The organism is Bremerella sp. JC817 (assembly GCF_040718835.1).
In the GTDB taxonomy this organism is placed as follows: Bacteria; Planctomycetota; Planctomycetia; order Pirellulales; family Pirellulaceae; genus Bremerella.
Map to the genome: position 1 here is coordinate 36,904 of NZ_JBFEFG010000274.1, position 19,201 is coordinate 56,104.

Annotated in this window: 11 protein-coding genes; 5 read left to right on the forward strand and 6 right to left on the reverse strand. The window is 56.6% G+C overall.

Annotated features, from left to right (window positions below; translation table 11 throughout):
• Positions 1-5 precede the first annotated feature (5 nt).
• Positions 6-1,070, forward strand: coding sequence for a hypothetical protein (locus AB1L30_RS14395; protein WP_367014133.1), 1,065 nt, complete (start codon positions 6-8; stop codon positions 1,068-1,070).
• Positions 1,071-1,109: 39 nt separating this feature from the next.
• Here the strand turns inward: AB1L30_RS14395 and AB1L30_RS14400 are convergent, their stop codons facing one another.
• The 3 genes from AB1L30_RS14400 to AB1L30_RS14410 form a co-directional block, all read right to left on the reverse strand.
• Positions 1,110-1,538 (reverse strand): hypothetical protein, encoded by a 429-nt coding sequence (locus AB1L30_RS14400; protein ID WP_367014134.1) that lies wholly within the window; start codon positions 1,536-1,538, stop codon positions 1,110-1,112.
• Entirely contained in the window at positions 1,528-2,505 is a 978-nt protein-coding gene (locus AB1L30_RS14405) for a DUF1559 domain-containing protein (RefSeq protein WP_367014135.1), read from the reverse strand. Before AB1L30_RS14405 ends, AB1L30_RS14400 begins: the two co-directional genes overlap by 11 nt.
• A gap of 364 nt (positions 2,506-2,869) precedes the next feature.
• Positions 2,870-3,319: a hypothetical protein gene (locus AB1L30_RS14410; RefSeq protein WP_367014136.1), complete on the reverse strand. Its 450-nt coding sequence runs from the start codon at positions 3,317-3,319 to the stop codon at positions 2,870-2,872.
• A gap of 492 nt (positions 3,320-3,811) precedes the next feature.
• Here AB1L30_RS14410 and AB1L30_RS14415 point away from each other — a divergent pair, with 492 nt between their 5' ends.
• Together AB1L30_RS14415 and AB1L30_RS14420 are read left to right on the forward strand one after the other, a co-directional pair.
• Positions 3,812-4,822 carry a ketoacyl-ACP synthase III gene (locus AB1L30_RS14415; RefSeq protein ID WP_367014137.1) on the forward strand — a complete coding sequence of 337 codons (1,011 nt, stop codon included), beginning with the start codon at positions 3,812-3,814 and terminating at the stop codon, positions 4,820-4,822.
• 32 nt (positions 4,823-4,854) lie between these two features.
• The gene (locus tag AB1L30_RS14420) at positions 4,855-5,409 is read left to right on the forward strand and encodes a YqgE/AlgH family protein (protein WP_345085852.1); all 555 of its coding nucleotides are present in this window, start codon (positions 4,855-4,857) and stop codon (positions 5,407-5,409) included.
• 66 nt (positions 5,410-5,475) lie between these two features.
• Here the strand turns inward: AB1L30_RS14420 and AB1L30_RS14425 are convergent, their stop codons facing one another.
• The 3 genes from AB1L30_RS14425 to AB1L30_RS14435 all read right to left on the reverse strand — a co-directional run bounded on the left by AB1L30_RS14425 (position 5,476) and on the right by AB1L30_RS14435 (position 16,164).
• Positions 5,476-6,579, reverse strand: a complete 1,104-nt coding sequence (locus tag AB1L30_RS14425) for a Xaa-Pro peptidase family protein (RefSeq protein WP_367014138.1) — start codon at positions 6,577-6,579, stop codon at positions 5,476-5,478.
• A 208-nt stretch (positions 6,580-6,787) separates the two neighbouring features.
• A complete protein-coding gene (locus tag AB1L30_RS14430; protein WP_367014139.1) occupies positions 6,788-15,418 on the reverse strand; it encodes a cadherin domain-containing protein in 8,631 nt (2,876 codons plus the stop codon).
• Between the two features lie 398 nt (positions 15,419-15,816).
• On the reverse strand, positions 15,817-16,164 hold the full coding sequence (locus AB1L30_RS14435; protein WP_367014140.1) for a hypothetical protein: 348 nt from the start codon (positions 16,162-16,164) through the stop codon (positions 15,817-15,819).
• A 72-nt stretch (positions 16,165-16,236) separates the two neighbouring features.
• Between AB1L30_RS14435 and AB1L30_RS14440 the strand changes: the two genes are divergently transcribed.
• Positions 16,237-17,595, forward strand: a complete 1,359-nt coding sequence (locus tag AB1L30_RS14440) for an outer membrane beta-barrel protein (protein ID WP_367014141.1) — start codon at positions 16,237-16,239, stop codon at positions 17,593-17,595.
• A 197-nt stretch (positions 17,596-17,792) separates the two neighbouring features.
• Positions 17,793-19,199: a porin gene (locus tag AB1L30_RS14445; RefSeq protein ID WP_367014142.1), complete on the forward strand. Its 1,407-nt coding sequence runs from the start codon at positions 17,793-17,795 to the stop codon at positions 19,197-19,199.
• Positions 19,200-19,201 lie beyond the last annotated feature (2 nt).

Genomic DNA, 19,201 nt, shown 5'->3' on the forward strand with positions numbered 1-19,201 from the left:
GCACGATGAAACGAACGAAGATTCCATTCTTGACGACGCTTTGCCTGGTTCTGATTGCCTTCGGCGGAAGTCTCGCCATGGCTCAGACCAGCACGTTCAACCAGCGGCAAACGAGCCATGTCTGGAAGAGCAAGCACGGCAACTTTCAGTTCAATGGCAAGGCGACCAAGAAGGAAGGGAACTACGTCACCTTCCGCACGACCGACAACTTCGAGATCACGCTGCCGGTGAAGTACCTCAGCGACGAAGATCTGGCGTATCTCAAGTATCTGGAAGGAAGCGGTCCGCTGCCGCCAGGCATCACCGCTGCCGCTGGGAGTTCTTCGCCAGGCACGACACCTCCGACCGGCGGCATGGCTAACAACGCAGGTCCCTCGACCGACGATACCGCCATGAACGAGGGCACGACTGATCCAGCCGAACCGATGCCAACCGAACCCGAAACGGGCGATCCGACACAGTCGTACGCGCCTGGGGCTTCGGTCGATGTGATGGTTGATGGAAAGTGGTATCCGGGCAGGGTGATTGTGGTCCGCCCAAGCGACAACCATTACTACGTGACGTTCAACATGAACGGCCAGGGACGCCCGGCCTGGATCGCTGCGACGGAGCTTCGTCCACAGAAAGCAGCAACTACGTCCGACACTTCTCCCATGCCTGGCAGCAGTGACGAACCGCTCGAATCGTTCGACTTCAAGGGGATCCCCGTCACCGCGAAGCAAGAGATCGGCTACGACGTCGGTCCCATGCGAGAAGGGGACACTCTCAAACTTCGATACGTCTCTGGCAAGTGGAAGTCTTGGGGGAACCTGGCTTCGGAATCGCCTGACGCCGACGCACCGGCCGGCGGTGATAAGGTCCGCATGGCAATCTGTTCGATCAGCGGAGGCAATCAGGTCCAAACCCTGACGCTGGTCCCTGGCGGAACGGCCGATACGCCGTTTACCTGGCAAGCCGACAAGGATTACGAGAAGATCATTCTGCAGATCAACGATCCCGATAAAACATTTGCCGACAATCCCGAACGGGGCGTGACATATGCGATCGCGATCGAAAGGGCAGGGTCGTAGCGTTTCCGATCGTATAGTGCCGAGTAAAGGCCCTGTCTGTTAACGGGCCTTCAGCGTGAACGGCTCGAGCGAGTTCTCACCTTCGTGGATTTCAATCTTGGCAACCGGTTTCTGCGGATTCCGGTAGCGACCTTGGAATCGGTCGTCACCTTCGATTAGCGCACCGTCGTCCATCACCTTCTTGGGCCACATCAGGGTTACCAAGTAATTGCCCGGCGTGGCGACTTCCAGCTTGAACGAACCATCGTTGATCGTTCGGGCCGAAGCGGCAGCGACCTCCGTTTCCTGTCCTTCGTTGTAGAGCAGAACGTAGGCCCCGTCTGCCTCTTTATCGTTGATCAGTACCTTGCCAGTCACCAGGATCTTCTCGGGCGGGCTCGAACAGCCTCCCAGAAAGATCGTGACCAGAAGGATGACTGCCGCCGAGACCGATGCCGGGGCAGCCCATTGCTTCAAACTACTCTTCACCGACCACCTCGCCACTGTCGCGGGAAGCCATGAAAAGCAGAACGCGCGGGGGGGTGCTTTCCGTGAAGAACCGGACGCTGCCATCCCCCATGCCAACATTGGCACCGCTAGGATGGAACGCGAAAAGTCCCTGCGAGTTGTTGCAGTTGACGGCACACTGCGAACCCGCAGGCGTGGTTCCGGTCGGATAGGTCGTCGGCGAGTAATTGTCGTAGGTCTGCAATCGGAACGCACACCATCCAAGCCACGAGCCCCAGGCCCCTGGCTGATCCATCGTGCGATCTGTATCAGGCATCGGCATGCCAACACCTTTCACATAATGCTTATCCCAGCCGGCGTGTTCCATCAGCATGGTGGTGTTCGACAAGCCGTCGGTGACCTGGGCCATCTTTGGGAAGTTTCCGGCGAAGATCGGCGTGGGGGATTCGCCACTGGTCGAAACGAGGTTATAGGCCGCCGACCAGATGATATGGTTCACCCAGTAATCGAGTGCCCGCCCGGTCAGGATGTTCGGGTCGGTCTCGTCTGACGTATCCCCGGACGTGGTGAAGAAATTGCCGTAGTTGGAATTCCGCAGCTTCACCAGGTCGTTGTTAGGATTCGACGGACAGTGAATGATCGGAATGTCGAGGTTCTGAATCGTCTGATGTGCCGGCGCGGCAAAACCACCTTCCAGATCGCGATCGAACATGGCGTCGACATTGCCTTGTTCCAGGAACGCCAGCAAGCCGACCATATGGCCAAACTTCTTGGTACCGCTTGAAAGGCGAGCGGTCGGGAACGAGCCAAACACATCGTGATAGTTGTGGCAGGCCAATGCCATCTGACGCAGATTGTTCGAGCACTGCATCCGGCGAGCTGCCTCGCGAGCTTGCTGCACGGCAGGTAAGAGCAGGGCGATCAAGATTCCGATGATCGCAATCACGACCAACAGTTCAACGAGGGTAAAACCTCGGGCTTTTTGCATCTGTCTTGTTCCGGGGGAGAGCTTTGCCAAAGAATCAGCCCGCACAGATGCAATTTGCATACCAGCAGGGTCGCAAAGATTCTCAACGATAAATCCCCGAGAAAAGCCATACCTTCAAAATTCGACGCAACGTAACAATGTCGACGTACACGACACGCCTGTCGTACGGAGCGACATTCCGAAGTATCCGGGGGAAATACGCCCCGCTGAGTGACGGCTTGTCAAACGATCGGCTTTGAAGCCTGTGATCTGTTAAGGAACGACTGGCAAAATGCCGCTAGCAATCAGTCATTCGCGCAGCAAAAGGGCCGCGCGAGGTAACGCGGCCTTTTCGTGAAATCGAGCCAAGCCAGCCAGCGAATGCTTAGGCAGCGCGGCGAACCGTGCTGGTAGTCATCGCTTCGATCTGGGCCTTGCGGTATCGGCCGAAGCTCAACGATCCGTTGGCGGCCTGGACTTCCCACAGCACGAGGCTCTGCTCGTTGAGCATGCGTGGAATCCATGAGATCGCCTGGCGGACGCTTTCGGCATCTTGATCGGCCGAGATGATCATCAGGTGAACGTCGCGGACGGTATTCGCCACACGGGGCAATGCCATCGCCGCATCGCCAGGCACTAATTGAATCTTGGCCCCCATGGCGTTGAGGGTCTTATGAGCGGTCTTTAGCGCGATGCCGTCGCCGGCAGGTCGTCCCTCGAACATGTCGATGCCGAGATACTCGATGCGCTGACCCTCAGCATAAAGCTGAGCAAACTCGATGATTTCTTTCGCCCGCTCGATTTTACCGAGGCCGATTTCGGCGATCTTGACCACCGGAGCATTTTGGCGGATCCAAGAATAGATCTCGCGCTGGTGGACCGGCTTCGAAAACCAAGACTTCAGTAAATAACGGAGAACACGCCCGGCAGCCAATTTTGATTCCCTTCAAAACGACGCCCAGTTTCCTGGAAGTTATTGAGATACGAACGTCTATTCGGCAGATGGTGGCCTCGGTCCGCAATTTTTTCCCCCGATCGTGGGCAGCATATGGGCTGATGTCAGTAAGCCTTCCCTTGTTTACCTAACCGGACCCTGTCTGCATGAAAGACGCAGTCCGTGAATGGGGCACGGGAATGACTGAGCCGTCTCGGCCCTTAAACCCTCCAGATTGGGGAAATCGTTCGGCAGGGTATCGCACATTTCTCGGAATTGATAAGCTTCGAGGACCCCAAAAGTTGCGCCAAGTCGCCCCGGGGCAGGCCTTTGCAAGCTACTCCGATTTAAGGCCACCGCCCGCAGTCAATTCCGTAGTGAAGAGTGTCGTTTGTGAAATACGCATCCATCGGTCCCATCTCCACTTTCCTCCCCCAAAGGATTGAGACCAACCAGCAACTGCAAGACGAATTCCCTGGTTGGGACATGGATCTGATTTTTACGAAAACCGGGATCGCCGCGCGGCATATTGCCGAGCCAGCCGAAACGGCTTCCGATCTGGGTGTCCAGGCTGCGCAGCGACTTTTTGAAGAGCACAACGTCGATCCTCAATCGATCGACTTCCTGTTGTTCTGCACCCAGACGCCTGACTATCCACTGCCTACCACCGCTTGCTTGATGCAAGAACGTTTGGGCCTGCGAGTCTCGTGCGGGGCTCTCGATTTCAACCTCGGCTGCTCTGGCTTCATCTATGGACTCTCGCTTGCCGAAGGACTCATCCGAGCCGGCATCGCCCGCCGAGTGCTGTTCATCACGGCCGAGACCTATTCCAAGTACATCGACGCCGACGATCGCAGCCTGCGAACGATCTTTGGCGATGGCGCCGCGGCCACGCTGATCGAGGCCTGCGACGAACCAACACTCGATGGCTTCCAATTCGGAACCGACGGGACCGGAGCCGACACGCTGATGGTGACCGACGGTGGAGCTCGTCGTCCGGAAGACGCCCACACACCTCGACATCGCAAGCGTTGGGATAGCCGGCTGTACATGGATGGTCCCGCCCTGATCAACTTCACCGTGGGTGCAATTCCGCAGCTCGTGCAGAACATTTTCTCGGCCGCTGGAATTCCTAATTCCGCGGTCGATCTCTATCTATTTCACCAGGCGACCCGTAAAATGCTGGAGCAGTTGCAGGAGAGCCTGGGGGTCGATAGCGACCGCATGCCAATCGCCCTGGAAAACGTGGGCAACACGGTATCGGCGACCATCCCTTTGTTGATTCACGACTTGCGGAAGCAAGGCCGCTTGAAGAAGGGCTCGAAGCACCTTTTGGTTGGCTTTGGCGTGGGCTGGTCCTGGGGTGGCTGCATCTGGCACGATCACTATGGCAGCGGGGCCTGAGGTTTCGGCTCGATCACGAGGAGTTCGCCACCATGCCATCTTTGGCCGGTCAATTTCTGATTGCGTCTCCCTATCTCCCTGATCCGAATTTTCAGCGGACGGTAGTGCTGATGGTGCAGCATGACGAAGAGGGGGCATTGGGCCTGGTGCTGACTCGGCCGATCAATCTGACCGTGCAGCAAGTCTGGAAGAACGTCTCTGGCGAGCAAATCGACGCCCCTGAGTTTGTCCTGCAAGGTGGTCCGGTCGAAGGACCATTGATGGCCATCCATCAGGAAGAAGAACTGAGCGAGCTTGAGATCCTGCCGGGCGTTTACTTTTCAAGCCAACGCGAAAACATCGAACCACTCATCCGCGAAGGTCGCAAGGCGTTCCGTCTCTTCCTCGGTTACTCAGGCTGGGCCGCTCAGCAGCTGGAAGACGAGATGCAGGTCGGTGGCTGGCTTACCTTGCCGGCGACACAAGAGCAGGTCTTCGAGACGAACAACGAAGCGTTGTGGAAGAGCGTGACCGGAGAAGTGGGATCGAACATCATGCGCGAGTCGCTCAATTTAAAGCGTATGCCGCAAGATCCCAATATGAACTAGCCAGGTCCAGCCAGCCAGGCCGCGAGAACCGATCCTGGCTGACGGCCTAATTCTAAGACGACCGAACTATGCCAGTTCCATCTTGAACGGCGAGAGATTCTCGATTCCGGTTTCTGTCACCAGGTAATCGTTCTCGAGTCGCATGCCGAACTTCAAGCGGGCATCGTACAGACCTGGTTCGCAGGTAAACACGTCGCCGACCTCAAACTTATCGTCCCAGCACGAGTTCAAGTGTGGAGCTTCGTGCGGATACAAACCGATCCCGTGTCCCAAGTGATGCGGAAACTCGCCAATCGGAGCAGCCTTCAGAATGTCTTGAACTTCGAGGAACAGTTCCTTGCAGCTCTTGCCTGGCTTCACAACCGACTCCAGGTGGGCGAAGACCTTCATGATGTAGGTCCAAGCTTCCAGCTGTTCGTCAGTAGGCTTGCCGTTGACCGCGATCGCGCGGCTGTTGTCGGCGAAGTATCCGCGGAAGGCAGGGCCCAGGTCGAGGATGTACAGTTCGCCATCTTCCACCTTGCGATCTCGGGCCGGACCACCCATTTCGCCACTGGCGTAATCGTTGCCGGTGCCGGTGAGTGCCTCGCCATACTGGGCGACGGCAGCCGCTTGAAGCTGGTTGAAGACTTCCAGTTCGTTGATGCCGGGACAGATGATCTCTCGAGCCTTCTCGTACATCTTCTCGGTACCGCTGATCGCCATGCGAATCTTGGCGATTTCGTCCGCATCTTTCTTACGACGCTGGCGATAGATCTCCGGCTCGATGTCGACCAGTTCCGCAGGGAATTGGCTCGAGACGTGAACCGGGTAGCTCGAGTATTCGACGCCCAGACGCTTCAGGCCGCCAGCTTCTTTCAAGATCGCCAGCACGGCGTCGCTCGATGCGGCACGCTGGTCGTTTCGCAGCGTGCAAAGCCACTGGGCTTCGTAGGTACGCACGTCGTCCGCAGCGGCGGTTTCTGGTGCTTCGTTTGGGGCGACCAGGCCCACGCGGCCATCGGCAAACAAGACAGCCGCCGGCGAGAACTTGAACTCGTAACGCGGGCCAACCAACCACTGCACATGTTCGTTATGCGTCACAACGATCGCGTCGAGCGATTGGCCTTCCAGGGTCGCTAACAAACGTTTCTGCCGACCACGGCAAGCTTCGACGTCGATTCCCAGCATGATGTCTTTTCTCCGCAATGATAGTATCGGTGGGGGTGGGCATGCATTGCCCCGGTCAACCTAACAGCCCAGCACCGCGATGAAAAGTACGGCCAGCCCGCAATTCGCCCACAACCCGTCCCATCGGGGTGGGCGCATAAGAAGAGCCGCCCCCGGGAAGGCGCGGCTCTTCAGTAGATCTTGAGGGTCTATCACTTCCGTCGAGCGATTAACCTTCCAGATCCGAGTTAAGGTCCCAGTCGGCGAACAGGTCGTCGACGTTGGTGGAATCGTCTTCGATGGCTGCGTAGTTGACGTCTTCCACGGCGTCGGCCAGCAGCAGCGAGGAGTCGTCGATGGTCAGCGTGGCGACAGCCGAGTCAATCTCGTCCATCTGCTGCTGTACTTCCGTCGACGACGAGGTGGTTACTCGTACACCGTTGCGTACCAGTTGATCGAACACAGCCGGAGTGATCGGGGCTTCGACGCCCGTGCGGCCACTGACCGTTTCGACATCGACCACGTCGTTGAAGACGAAGGTCATTGGCTGGTTGGTGATGATGGTCGCTGGAGCATCGTCGACAATCGTTTCGCTCGAAACGGAAGCGGCCGTCAGGGCAGCACCGCCAAGGTAAACGGTCGAGTTGGCCGTAGCCGAAGCGTAAGCCGTTTCCAGGATCTGAACGTCCAGAGCCGAGATCGTCTTGCGTTGACCTGGTTCCAGAGCAGCGTTCATCACGTCGCCGTTGTGTTCGATGTCGTCCAAGTGCTGAGCGTAGTCATCCAGCATCGCGACGAAGTCCGCCCCGATGAAGATCTGGTTGCCATCGAAGTCGGTCACGACGTTCTCAGCGAAGGCACTGTAGTGCGACATGAAGCCGTACAAGTGACCCAGTTCGTGCAGGATCACGGTATACAGGTCGTACTGACCTTCTGCCGGTCCGCCTTCCAGGTCGGTGCTCCAACCCAAGCCGGCACCGTCGTCGTCGATGGTCAGCACGCCGAAAGCTGGCATGCCATCTTCGTCCAGTTCCAGCAGTTGGGCTTCACCCAGTTGGGAGTCGCCGAAGTTCTTGACGACCAGCTTCACATCGATTGGTTCTTCCCAACCCAAGGCAGCTTGCCAGTCCGTGACGGCTTGATCGAAAACTTCCTGCAGGGTGTTTGGCCCGGCAACGTCGACGCTCGATCCGACCCAGGTCTGCGTGAATGCTTCTGGGTAGATGATCTTGTCGCCGTTGACACGGCTACGGCCCATGTTCTGCTGGAAGTAGCTGAAGTCTTGAACACCGACCTTACCGTCGTTGTTGAAGTCCATCAGATCGACAATCTTGCGATTGTCGGTCACCGACGAACGGCCCATCATCTGGGTCAGGATACTGAAGTCCTGCACGCCCACTTTGCCGTCGTTGTTGGCATCGTAAGCGACGCCCCAGACTTCCAGGTTTGGCGTAACGGTAACGGTCGCATCGCGTTCGCCGATGGCAGTCAGCATCAGCTTGGCACTCGAAACGGTAATATCGAGCGATTCCGACAGTTCGTCATCTTCCAGCGAAACGTCGATCCCGTCGCTACCGATCGATTCCAGCTTCACGCGGCCCAGCAGCACGAACTTGTCGCTACCCAGCGTCATGTTGCTCGACTGGCTACCCAGTCCGCTGATCGTGCCGGTTGCATCGTCGATGGTTCCGGTACGATTGAGCGACATCGACGAAGCGTATTCAATCTCGGTCGCGGTATAGAGGTCGGTGTTGTAGCCGAGGTCGACCAGGCCGCCGAAGATGCCTGCCGCGTCAGCCGTGTTGCCCCAGACTTCGACCCATAGCGAATCCCATTCGGTGGCAAACTTGGTATTGGTCGGCAGTTCGGCAACTTGACCATTGGCGTCGGTCGCGGTGCGTTCCTGGTTGACCGTGACGAAGACGCCAGACCCATCTTCCAGGACCTGACCGTCTTCTTCGTAAACGGTACCTCGCAGAGCAACACCCGAACCACCACCGTAGGTCGCGGTAACCGTGATGTCGGTCAGCAGGTTGTAAAGAGTTTCCGCAGTCGGACTTCCAGAGACACCAGTGTTCAATGTCAGGTAGTCGTTTAGAAGCGTGCGGAAGAAGTCGATTTCCAGCGTAAAGGCAGTTCCCGCTGCGTTGGAAGTCAGCTTACCCGTTTCCGTGGCATTGGCGCGACTTTCGACGGAGTACCCACCCAAACCGATTTGCGTGATCCCAGTCCGGCTTGAGTAACGAGCGACATCGAGCAAGCCACTGGCGAATTCGAGATCGATACCGTTGGTGCTAAACGTCGCACCCGCCGAAACCGTAGGATCGCCCGTTAAGGAAATCGTCGAACCAGCACCAAAACGCAACGTGGTTTCGCGAAGAGCATTCACGTAGTCGACGTCCTGGGCATTCTGTACTTCGAACCCGAAGTTACCTTCATCTAGGATATTGCCACTTCCTGGAATGTTTGGTTCCATTTCTCCTGCGTTGAGACCGAAGACCAACTCGCTGCCAATGATCGTCATGCTTGTCGGATTCATCGGGTCATCAAAGGTGACGTAGATCACACCGCTGACGTCGATAGCATTCGTGTTGTTGGCCTGAAGCGTGATCTGCGTGTTAGCAACCGAACTTCCGGTCGCACCGATCAATAAATTCGCTTGCCCGCTCGAAACGGTGAAGGTGTAGGCATCGACCACTTCGACACTAGGAGCCGTGACCGTCAACTGAGCTGGATTCAAATCTTCCAGGCTGAGGAGAGGCTGATTAACTGGCTTGCCGCCGGTGTCGCCGGTGTCGGCTGGTTCCATCGTAATCGACGTGCTGCCGCTGTAGTCGATCGAGATCAGATCACCGATCTGCGAACCACCCGAGTCGATGTCCTGCTTCGCAGTGAACTGCAGGTAACCGAAACGAACGTATTCGCCGTTGTAACCGATCGATTCGAAGTCGTCCGGAGCGTCGTCGATACCGAAGTAGGCATTGAACAACTTGATTTCGCCGGTCGTGTTGTTGACCGTTGGTGGATCCGAGTTGTTACCGGTACCGAATGGCAGGACAACACTGCTGGCGTCGGCGATGGTCAGGTAGGTGGTGTTGAACGTGAAATCGAGCAACACGTTGCGGAAACCTTCCAACCAGGCGTTGACGTAGTCGTCGGTCTCGGTGACCGATTCACGTGGCACGAAGCTGGTACCCCAGATTTCGACGAAGAACGTCTGGCCATCGGCGATCTGCGACAGGGCAGTTGGCAGTTCGTTTACCGAAATACCGGCCGTTTCCAGGGAACTGTTGGTTGGGCTGGCAACCGGGATGAACTGGAAGTCAACCGTATTCTTCAACGTGATGTCGACACCAACCCAAAGTGGATCGCTGGCCGACAGCATGCCGCTGGAGGTTTCGGTGGCGGTGATTTCCAGGAAGAAGGCCTGGCCAGAGCTCTTCAATGCTTCTGGCAAACCAACCTGATCGTTGAGGTCTGGTGTACGATCCTGCGTCGCATCGTAGTGACGGAAGACGATGATCAGTTCGTCGGTATTGTTGTCGTAGACAACGGTTTGAATGAAATCGAGCGACTGAAGGTAAGCCGCGTTGGCAACCGTCAGCGTCAGATTGTCGTTGTCCTGATCATTGAACTGCGAGCGGAACTGAGCTCCGTCGTAGCGTACTTCGTAGAAGGCATCGGCCGTACCAGCGTCGATCTGGTTGGTGTCCGATTCGTCAACCGTGCCCAGATTGAACGTCGCACCGGTTAATTCCGGAGCATCGTTCTTATCGTTGACCGCGATCGTCAGTTCCAACGTGTCGGTTGCTCCGGCAGCGTCTTCGACTTGAACAGTCAGGGTGTAGGACGGGGTGGATTCGAAGTCCAGTACCGAAGCGTCTGGAACCGTGATTTCGCCCGTCACGGAATCGATCACGAAGACACCGACCCCGGTACCACCGATGATCGAGTATTCGGCCGTGTCGCTATTGTCTTCATCGGTCGAAGCCACGGTACCAACCGAAACGTTGTCCAAGGCATCTTCGTCGACGCTGAAGTCGTTGGCACCGGTCGTGATCACAGGGGCTTCGTTGACGTTATTGATCGTCACCGTGATCAACTGTTCGACGTCGTTTCCGGCCGTATCGGTTGCTACGACGGTGAAGGTCAGTTCGGTGTTGGTCTCGTAGTCGAGAGCAGCCGAATCGATGATGCGAATTTCGCCGCTCGCGGAATCGATCGAGAAGGTCGTGTTCGGATCTTTGAAGGCGTAAGTAACCGTTTCGCCATCTTCGTCGGTCGCGTCGACATCGAAGATCACGTCGCTGCCATCAGGCGTGTTTTCGTCGAGATCGAAGTTGTCTGGCGTCTGGAAGACAGGAGCTGGATTCTTGCGAACCAGGATGTTCAGCACGATTCCGTTTGTGAAGCCAAGATCGCTGTTCGAATCGAGAGTGCCATCGCTGTAGTTAAAGGCCAACTGGAACAGCATTTCGTCTTCGGTGAAGTTGACCGGATTGGTCAGCGTCAGATTACCTGCCGAGTCGAGGGCGAAGAAAGCTTCACCACTCAGCCCATCGGTACGCTGGCTGAAGACGATCGTCGAGAGATCCATCGTTTCTGGATCGACATCGTCCAGCAGCGACAGAATGCTGCCAAGGTTCGTGAGGTTGTCGGCCGTATCGGTATCGACAAACTTGTAGCGAACGTCGAAGTTGTCGGTCGGGCTGCTGAAGATCGGCAGCTCGTTCATTGGGTTGATGGTGATCGTGATGTTGTCACTGACCGACTTGCCGCCTGGATCGGTTGCTTCGATCGTCAGCGTGATCTCGGCGTCGCCGTTGACCTGCAGTGCTTCGTAATCGAGCAGGGTTGGATCTTTGATCACCAACTGGTTGCCGACAATCTCGAAGGCTTCACTGCCTGGGGTATTTGCCAGGGTGTAGGTCAGATAGTTGACCTGGGCCGTGGTGTTGTCTGCGTCGGCGAACGAGTTGTTCAAGTTGTAGACAACTTCGCCAGCTTGAATGTTGTTGTCGTTGTCGTCAGCGTGCTGAACCAGTTCGTCAACCGAGACCGGCGAAGCAGGATCGCTGAAGGTTGGCGTGTCGTTCAGGTTGACCACGGTGATCGTGATCGCTCGGCGAACTTCGCCACCCAGGGCATCGCGAACAACCAGATCAACATCGAAGGTGCCGTTCGAAGCACCGAAGCTGTTGACGTAGTTGAACCGCAGGTTGTCCGCGTTAGCGAGGACCAGCGTGTACTCGCCATTGACCATATCGGCGTCGTCGGCCAGGGCAACATTGAAGAGTGCGGCCAACTCAGGACTCGTGAAAGAGGCATTCGGTTCAACCGTGTAGACCAGCGGGTTGTCCCCTTCCAGGTCGGTCGCCAGGATGTCGAGGTCCTCGTCAATGACGTCACCCACACCCAGGTTATTGGCTCCGCCATCTGGCAGGTTTTCATTGACGGTGATGACCGTACCTTCGGCTGGCGAATTCGCCACGAACTCTGGAGGCGAGTTGACCACCACCTTGAAGGTAACGGTGATCGTCTTGAAGGCACCGTCGTTGTCCGTAACCACGACATTATTGAGCGTGACTTCCAGTTCGTCGTTGACCAACACTCCCGAAGGGATTTCATTGGTCAACACCACTTGGCCAAACTCGTTAACCGTAAAGTACGAGTTGGCCGAGAAGTCTTCGTAGGACAGCGTCCCACCGACATCAGGATCGACCAGGCCGATCGTCTTGACTACGCTTCCAACTTCACCTGCCTCGTCGACCGAGTTGTAGCGAACCGACCCCAAGTCGACTGTATTTGCGGCTGGTAGTTCGTTGACGTTGGTGACGTCGACGGTAACCGTGCCGGTGACGGTACGAGCTGGATTGCCGGTGTCGGTCGCCTCGATCATGAGGGTATAGCTCGACAGGGCAGGCGTTTCTTCGTCGAAGCCACCCAACTGATTCACGACGATATTGAAACCACCATTGCCATCGGAAACGATTGCGAAGTAGTTGTTCGGATCGCCACCGACAATCTGGTAGCTCAAGGTTTGACCAGCGTCTTCATCTGCGAAGAAGGCATTCAGATCGGCGTCGGTGCTGCCGTCCGTCGTGACGACATCGCCGACTTGAGCGTCTTCAGGAATCTCGAACGTGCCCGTCAGCGTGGTGGTCGGAGCATCGTTGATATCGTTGATGTTGACCGTCACGATTTGCGTGGCAGTCATAACGGTGCCGGTCTCTGGGCTGACCACCTGGTCGTAGACTTGAATTTCCAGCGTGTAGCTGGTGACGCCACTCTCGTAGTCGAGAATTGAGTTGTCGAGGACCGAGATTTCGCCGGTCGCTGGATCGATAGCGAAGTAGGCCTGGCCGGTACCACCAATGATGGTGTAGTTCAGGCTGGTGTCGTCGGCGTCTTCATCGGTTGCGGTGACGGTACCGAAGACAACGTCGTCCTCAGTGTTTTCGTCCACGGAGAACGAATTGCCACTGGTGATGACTGGGGCTTCGTTCACATCGCCCAAGGTGATGGTGATGTCGAACGTATCGGTCAGCTCGAACCCGGCACCTTCTGGGCCCCCCTGGTCGGTTACGGTAACGGTAACGTCGAAGCTATTGTCGGTTTCGTAGTCGAGGACCGCACCGGCCTTCACGGTGATCACACCGTCGCTGTCGATCTCGAACAGGTTCGCATCGGCACCCGACAGGCTGTAGGCCAGGACCGTATCGGCAGCGTCGACGTCGGTGGCATCGATGTCGACGACCACCGTGCCTGGGGCGCTGCTTTCTGGGATTTCGTATTCGTCGACCGTGTTGCTGATAACGGGAGCTTCGTTCACGTCGGTCACGTTGACCACAACCAACTGGGTAACCGACAGGCTACCATTGCCGGTGCCATTACCATACGAGTCGGTCACGCGGATTTCGAGGTTGAACTGATGGTCGCCGTTGGCTGGGTCCTCGAAGTCGAGGTCGGCGTTCGCAGCGACCGTCACTTCGCCGGTGGTTGGGTTGATGACAAACAGCGAACCGTCGTAGGTGACGCCGTCGATGCTGACAATCTCGAAGGTCAGCGTTTCGTTGCCATCGTCACCATCGGTGGCCGAGACATTCGACAGGGAAGTCCCCTGGGTCGAGTTTTCTTCGACGTACAGGTTCTGATTCGGTGGAATCGTTGGCAGCGTGTTGCGATAGACAACAAACGCTTCGGTCGTCGTGTTGCCGGCGGTGTCGGTCGCACGGAAGACGAACGAGTTGACCCCCAGGTCCAACGTCAGGTTATCGGCGGCCGAGAAGCTGAAGGCACCGGTGCCATCGGCAGTGGTCGAAGCCAGGACATTGCCATCCTGCAAGATTTCGACCAACACGTTTTCTTCGGTCTGACCGCTGAAGGTCGCGATGGCCTGATCGGTCAGGTTATCGTCGATACCCGAATCGTTGGTCAGGTCCAGATTCGAGAACGGGGTCGGATCGAGGTTGTCGATGGTAATCGTCAAGCCGTTCGAAACAACGCTTTCGTTACCAGCCACGTCGGTCGAACGCACGGTGACGATGTAGGTGCCTTGAACGATACCGACCGTTGGGGTCAAAGTGGCGACGCCGGCAGCGTCGGCGACAACGGTGGCACGCAGGATGTTGTCGAAGTAGAAACCGACCGACGCACCAGGTTCGGTGGTAACCGTGATAGTTGGAGTCGAATCGTTGGTGATGTTGTCGGTGTCGCTCGCACCCGAGTCGCTACTGGCGACAAGATCTGGGGCGACAGGCTGGGCTGGTGCCGTGGTATCGAAGTTGAAATCGAGCGAGAACGGGGTGACGCTGACGTTGCCCAGTTCATCTTCGGTGGTGATCAGCAGCGTGAAGGTGCCACCGTCAACAACCGAGCCCGAGGCGAGCAGGGCATCAAGGTCAGCCGTGCTGAGGGTGAACGTGATTTCGCTATCGGTTTGGGTCAGAGCACTGATGGTTGGCGGCGATACGGTGTTGGCCAGATCGATGCTGCCCGAACCACCCTGGATCGATACTACCGCCGATACGATGCGGCTGAAGTCCGTTACGGTACCCGAGATGCCGGTCGTGTCGCTGGTGATGTTATCGGTGGCCGAGGTGCCGGTGTCGACCACAACCGCGGCTTCGACTTCCGGAGCTTCGTTGTCGCCGATCAGGTCAACGATGATAGTTCCGCCACCCTGCATGTTCTTCTGGACGTAGCCGACTTCAAAGCCGTCGACCTTGCCATTCATGTTCGAGTCGAACGCGACGTTGTACTGCGACTCGTTGAAGTTGATGCCGTAGGTGGCCATGAAATAGGCGGCCGTGTTGTGGTTACCAACGCCACGTCCTTGCAGTTCGGCGGCAACTGCTTGCATGTATTCGTATTCGGTGACGGTCGCGATCGAGTCGGTCGAACCGAACAGCATCACTTCGGCGGTGAAACCACCGGTGCCGGACGAACCGCCAACCTGGATGGTGAACTTGTCCCCCGGAGCAACCTCGAACAGCACATAGCTGTCGGTCGTTCCGTTGACGTCTGCCATCGCCGAGATCAGGGGGATGTGATTGGCTGGATTATTGCGATCGGCGTCCTGGATAAAGACGAGCGGCACATCAGGGTTCAGCGAACCGCTGGTGCCGTGGATTCGCAGGGCCACGATACCTGAACCAGAGGTCGGATCGACTTCCAGTTGCAGGTCGCGAGTTCCGCCGACGGTGTCGATGTCCAGATTATCGACGATGTCGAGCGTGTTCGCGGCCAGCAGATCGCGAATCTCTAGCGTCTCAAGATTCATCGCACGCGAGCGACGGAGCGACTTGCGAAGCTTCTTGGAGACCAGGGTATTGTCACGGACAGGAGTAGTATTCTTCATGCTTTGCACCAACGGCCAATCAAAGTTCCCGGGGAATGGTCGGTTTGCAGTCGAGTGGAGATTGTGGATTTACGAAGGCTAGGGAAGAGGAGGAGAGCCTAGCCCTGAGACTCCGTTTTCTGAACAGACAGTCCACCTGGGTTAGAGAGGAAAGCTCGGATCAGGTAGTTCCATTAAAATCAGGGGTTGTATCAAATTCAACGAATTCTTAGACACCTAATTGCCCATTCTCGCCAATTTGCCCTTTTGACGTAGCAATTCTGAGCTAAACGTCAAATTCCTCCTGACTCGCTCCCTCGACAAAAAGCCGGCACAAAACGCAACTCTTTGCGGATAAACCACTTACTAAATACACGCTCTCAACGTGATGCATTAAGTCAACGATCTCGCAAGACAGGCTATTTGGCGACTCTGCTGATTTTAGCAAATATAACCCCGGGCGTTTGCGCTAAACAAGCATCAGGGGAGGACGAACCCTCTAGTTCTGGGGTTTTCATCGGATCGAATATCCGGATGGTGCCAATTTCCCGGCCTACGCAACCGTAAAAGTCGCCTGCCAGCATCGCTTCCAGCAGCGGTTCAAGATAGATAGTTTGCGTCGAGTTTGCGTCCGCGATTTTTGTAAACCAAGTGATATCCGGCACTTCCGTCAAACTTTTGGTGGTCAGCCTACCGAATCCAATACTGACAATGCGTTCGTTCGTTTCCATACGGAAAATGCGACTATCGCCGACGACCGCCGCCATTGGACGACACTAACTGTTGTACTTCACTTTGGCCGCCCGCACGTGCCACCATAAGTACAAGGAATGGGACATATGCTCCGTCGACTGACGACTGCCTCGCTGGCCATCGGTCTCTTGGCAGGACTTACTACGACTTCGCTTCCTGCCCAGGAACTAGTCGGCACTGAAATGACCCAAGCCGGTTGGGAGATCCATCCCACCCACTTCGAGGAAGCTTCGGCCAACGAGATGGCTGCTGCGCAGGCCATTGATATGCAAATGGTCGACTATGCAACCTGCGATACCGGCTGCGAGAACACCTTCTGGAACCGATGCTGCGGGGGCGACTGGTTCCTGGATGGCTGGCTCGACCAGGGTTACACTGCCAACGCCGACCACCCGGCTAACAACTTCAACAGCCCGATGGGCTTCAACGATCGGGCCGATGACTACCAATTGAACCAGCTTTACCTGGCGTTTGGTAAGAACATTGACGAAGACTGCTGTGGCTGGGACTTCGGTTTCCGGACCGACCTGCTGTTCGGTTCCGACTACTTCTTTGTCGAATCGAATGGCCTGGAACGCGAACGCAATGGCGACCGCAAGTGGAACGGTTCTGGTCCACGCCAGGCAGGTACCAGGGCCTTGAACGGTTTGGCGATGCCTCAGCTGTATGCCGAAACGTTCATTCCGGTCGGCTCAGGCTTGAAGGCCAAGTTTGGTCACTTCTACTCGATCCTGGGCTACGAGACGACTCCGGCCCCAGAGAACTTCTTTTACTCGCACTCGTACACGTACGTTTACGGTAACCCTAAGACCCACACCGGTTTCCTGAGCGAGTATAGCCCTACGACCTGCCTGACCCTGCAAGCAGGCATGACCAATGGCTGGGACAACTTCGAGAACATCAACGGAGCATATGGTTTCCTGTTTGGTGCCAACTGGAACAATGGTGTCTCGGGACTTTCGTTCGCCATGCACACCGGCAGCGAAGATCCAACCGGAAAGCAGAACCGTTACAGCCACACGATTCTGTACACCCGCAAACTGAGCAGCCGCTGGAACTTCGCCCTCGAACATGACTTCGGCGTGCAGAACGACGCGTTCCTGACGTCGACCTTCACCGAAGAGGACGCCTTCTACTACAGCTTTGTGAACTATCTGTACTACCAGTGGTCCGACACGCTTTCGTTCGGGGGACGACTCGAATGGTTCCGCGACGAAGACAACTGGCGAATCCTGCAAGTGCCAATCGAAACGGCCTTCACCGGTGGCAATTACTACAACGCCACCCTCGGTGCGAACTGGAAGCCATGCGACCACGTATTGGTCCGACCAGAAGCCCGGTACGATTGGTCCGATTTGAACCCGACCGGCCAGAACGGCGTGTTCAACGACTTCGACAAAGACGACCAGTACACCTTTGCTGTCGACGTGATCCTGTTCTTCTAAGCAACGATCTGTCGAGGGATAATCGAGCCCGACCAGCTACGCTATCAGCTTCGTGCTATCAAACGTGCTGTCGCGACAATCGCGCAAATCCATTTAATTGGTATCAACCGGTCGGGGCCGGGCGACCGATACGAATCATACGATTTGTAGGATCGCCCCCCCAAGGTTTGCGCGGAACCGCAACCGGCAGAAGTACCATGAAGCACAAACTATATCTCCATGTCGTGGCATGGTCGTTCATTCTGGCAAGTTTGCCAGTCGCATCGGCTATTGCGCAGTCCCCTCAGGGAATGCCGGTGCGGCGTGCTGGTTCAGTCGCTGAACCTACCTCGGCACTGATGCCCACCTCAGCCGTAACGCTCGAGCAAGATTATGCCTCGATGCAGGCAGCGATGCCGGCGTGTGGCTGTGGCAGTTCCGACTGTCTCGGCTGCGAATCGGTCTGCAGCGCACCTTGCTGGAACTGGTGTGATCAGTGGTTCTTCAATGGCTGGCTGGAACAAGGTTTCACCGGCAATCCCGATTCCGATGGCGGCCTGCTTGGGCCTGCCGGAACGAATGGTCCGCTGATCTTCAACGACCAGGCCAACGAGTACATGCTGAACCAGCTGTACCTCTCGTTCGGCCGCAGCGTGAATCAAGATAGTTGCGAGTGGGACCTCGGCGGTCGAGTCGATGTTCTGTACGGTACCGACTACTACTTCATCCAAGCGACCGGTCTGGAAACCTACGACAACAACGGACAGAAGTGGAACAGTGGCAACGGGCCTCGTAATGCTGGCACGGCTGGCTTGTACGGGCTCGCTCTTCCGCAGTTCTATCTGGAAGCCAACGTTCCTTGGGGCAACGGCCTGAACGTCAAGGCAGGGCACTTCTATACCATCATGGGCTACGAGTCGGTGATGGCTCCGGAAAACTTCTTCTATTCGCACTCGTACATGATGCAGTACGGCGAGCCGTTCACGCATACCGGCGTGCTGGCTTCCTATCCGACTTCGTCTTGCATTACCTGGTACGGTGGGGTGACCCGCGGCTGGAACACGTTCGATCAGCCGAACGGTCAAGTCGGATTTCTCGGTGGTTTCCGCTGGGTTAGCCCTCACGAAGCAACCAAGTTGAACTTCACGCTGCAGACCGGTAGCGAAGACCCAACTGGCGAGAACAATCGCACGACCTACAGCCTGGTGTTTCAGCAGCGAATCAACCAGTGCTGGACCTACGTCATGGAACACAACCTGGGCGTCGAACAGAATGCCCGGCTCACCACCTCGAATACCTTGGCTCAGGCCACCTGGTACGGGATCAGCAATTACCTGTATTACACGGTCGATCCGTGCACGGACCTGGGAGTTCGCTTCGAGTGGTTCAACGATCCCGACAACGCTCGTGTGTTCGCATTGCCGAACGACAACATCACGACCGGTGGCAATTACTTTGAGCTGACGCTTGGTGCCAACTACCATCCCACTTCTTGGTTCATCCTGCGACCAGAAGTTCGCTGGGACTGGAGCGACGTCCAAGCCCCGGGGATCAGCGGTGTCTATAACAACGGCACGTCGGACAATCAGTTCACGATTGGCTTCGACCTGATCACCGTCTTTTAGAA

Coding starts and splice junctions, on each gene's coding strand:
- AB1L30_RS14430 (WP_367014139.1), bottom strand. CDS start 15,418: ATGAAGAATACTACTCCTGTCCGTGACAATACCCTGGTCTCCAAGAAG.
- AB1L30_RS14405 (WP_367014135.1), bottom strand. CDS start 2,505: ATGCAAAAAGCCCGAGGTTTTACCCTCGTTGAACTGTTGGTCGTGATT.
- AB1L30_RS14420 (WP_345085852.1), top strand. CDS start 4,855: ATGCCATCTTTGGCCGGTCAATTTCTGATTGCGTCTCCCTATCTCCCT.
- AB1L30_RS14395 (WP_367014133.1), top strand. CDS start 6: ATGAAACGAACGAAGATTCCATTCTTGACGACGCTTTGCCTGGTTCTG.
- AB1L30_RS14435 (WP_367014140.1), bottom strand. CDS start 16,164: ATGGCGGCGGTCGTCGGCGATAGTCGCATTTTCCGTATGGAAACGAAC.
- AB1L30_RS14425 (WP_367014138.1), bottom strand. CDS start 6,579: ATGCTGGGAATCGACGTCGAAGCTTGCCGTGGTCGGCAGAAACGTTTG.
- AB1L30_RS14440 (WP_367014141.1), top strand. CDS start 16,237: ATGCTCCGTCGACTGACGACTGCCTCGCTGGCCATCGGTCTCTTGGCA.
- AB1L30_RS14445 (WP_367014142.1), top strand. CDS start 17,793: ATGAAGCACAAACTATATCTCCATGTCGTGGCATGGTCGTTCATTCTG.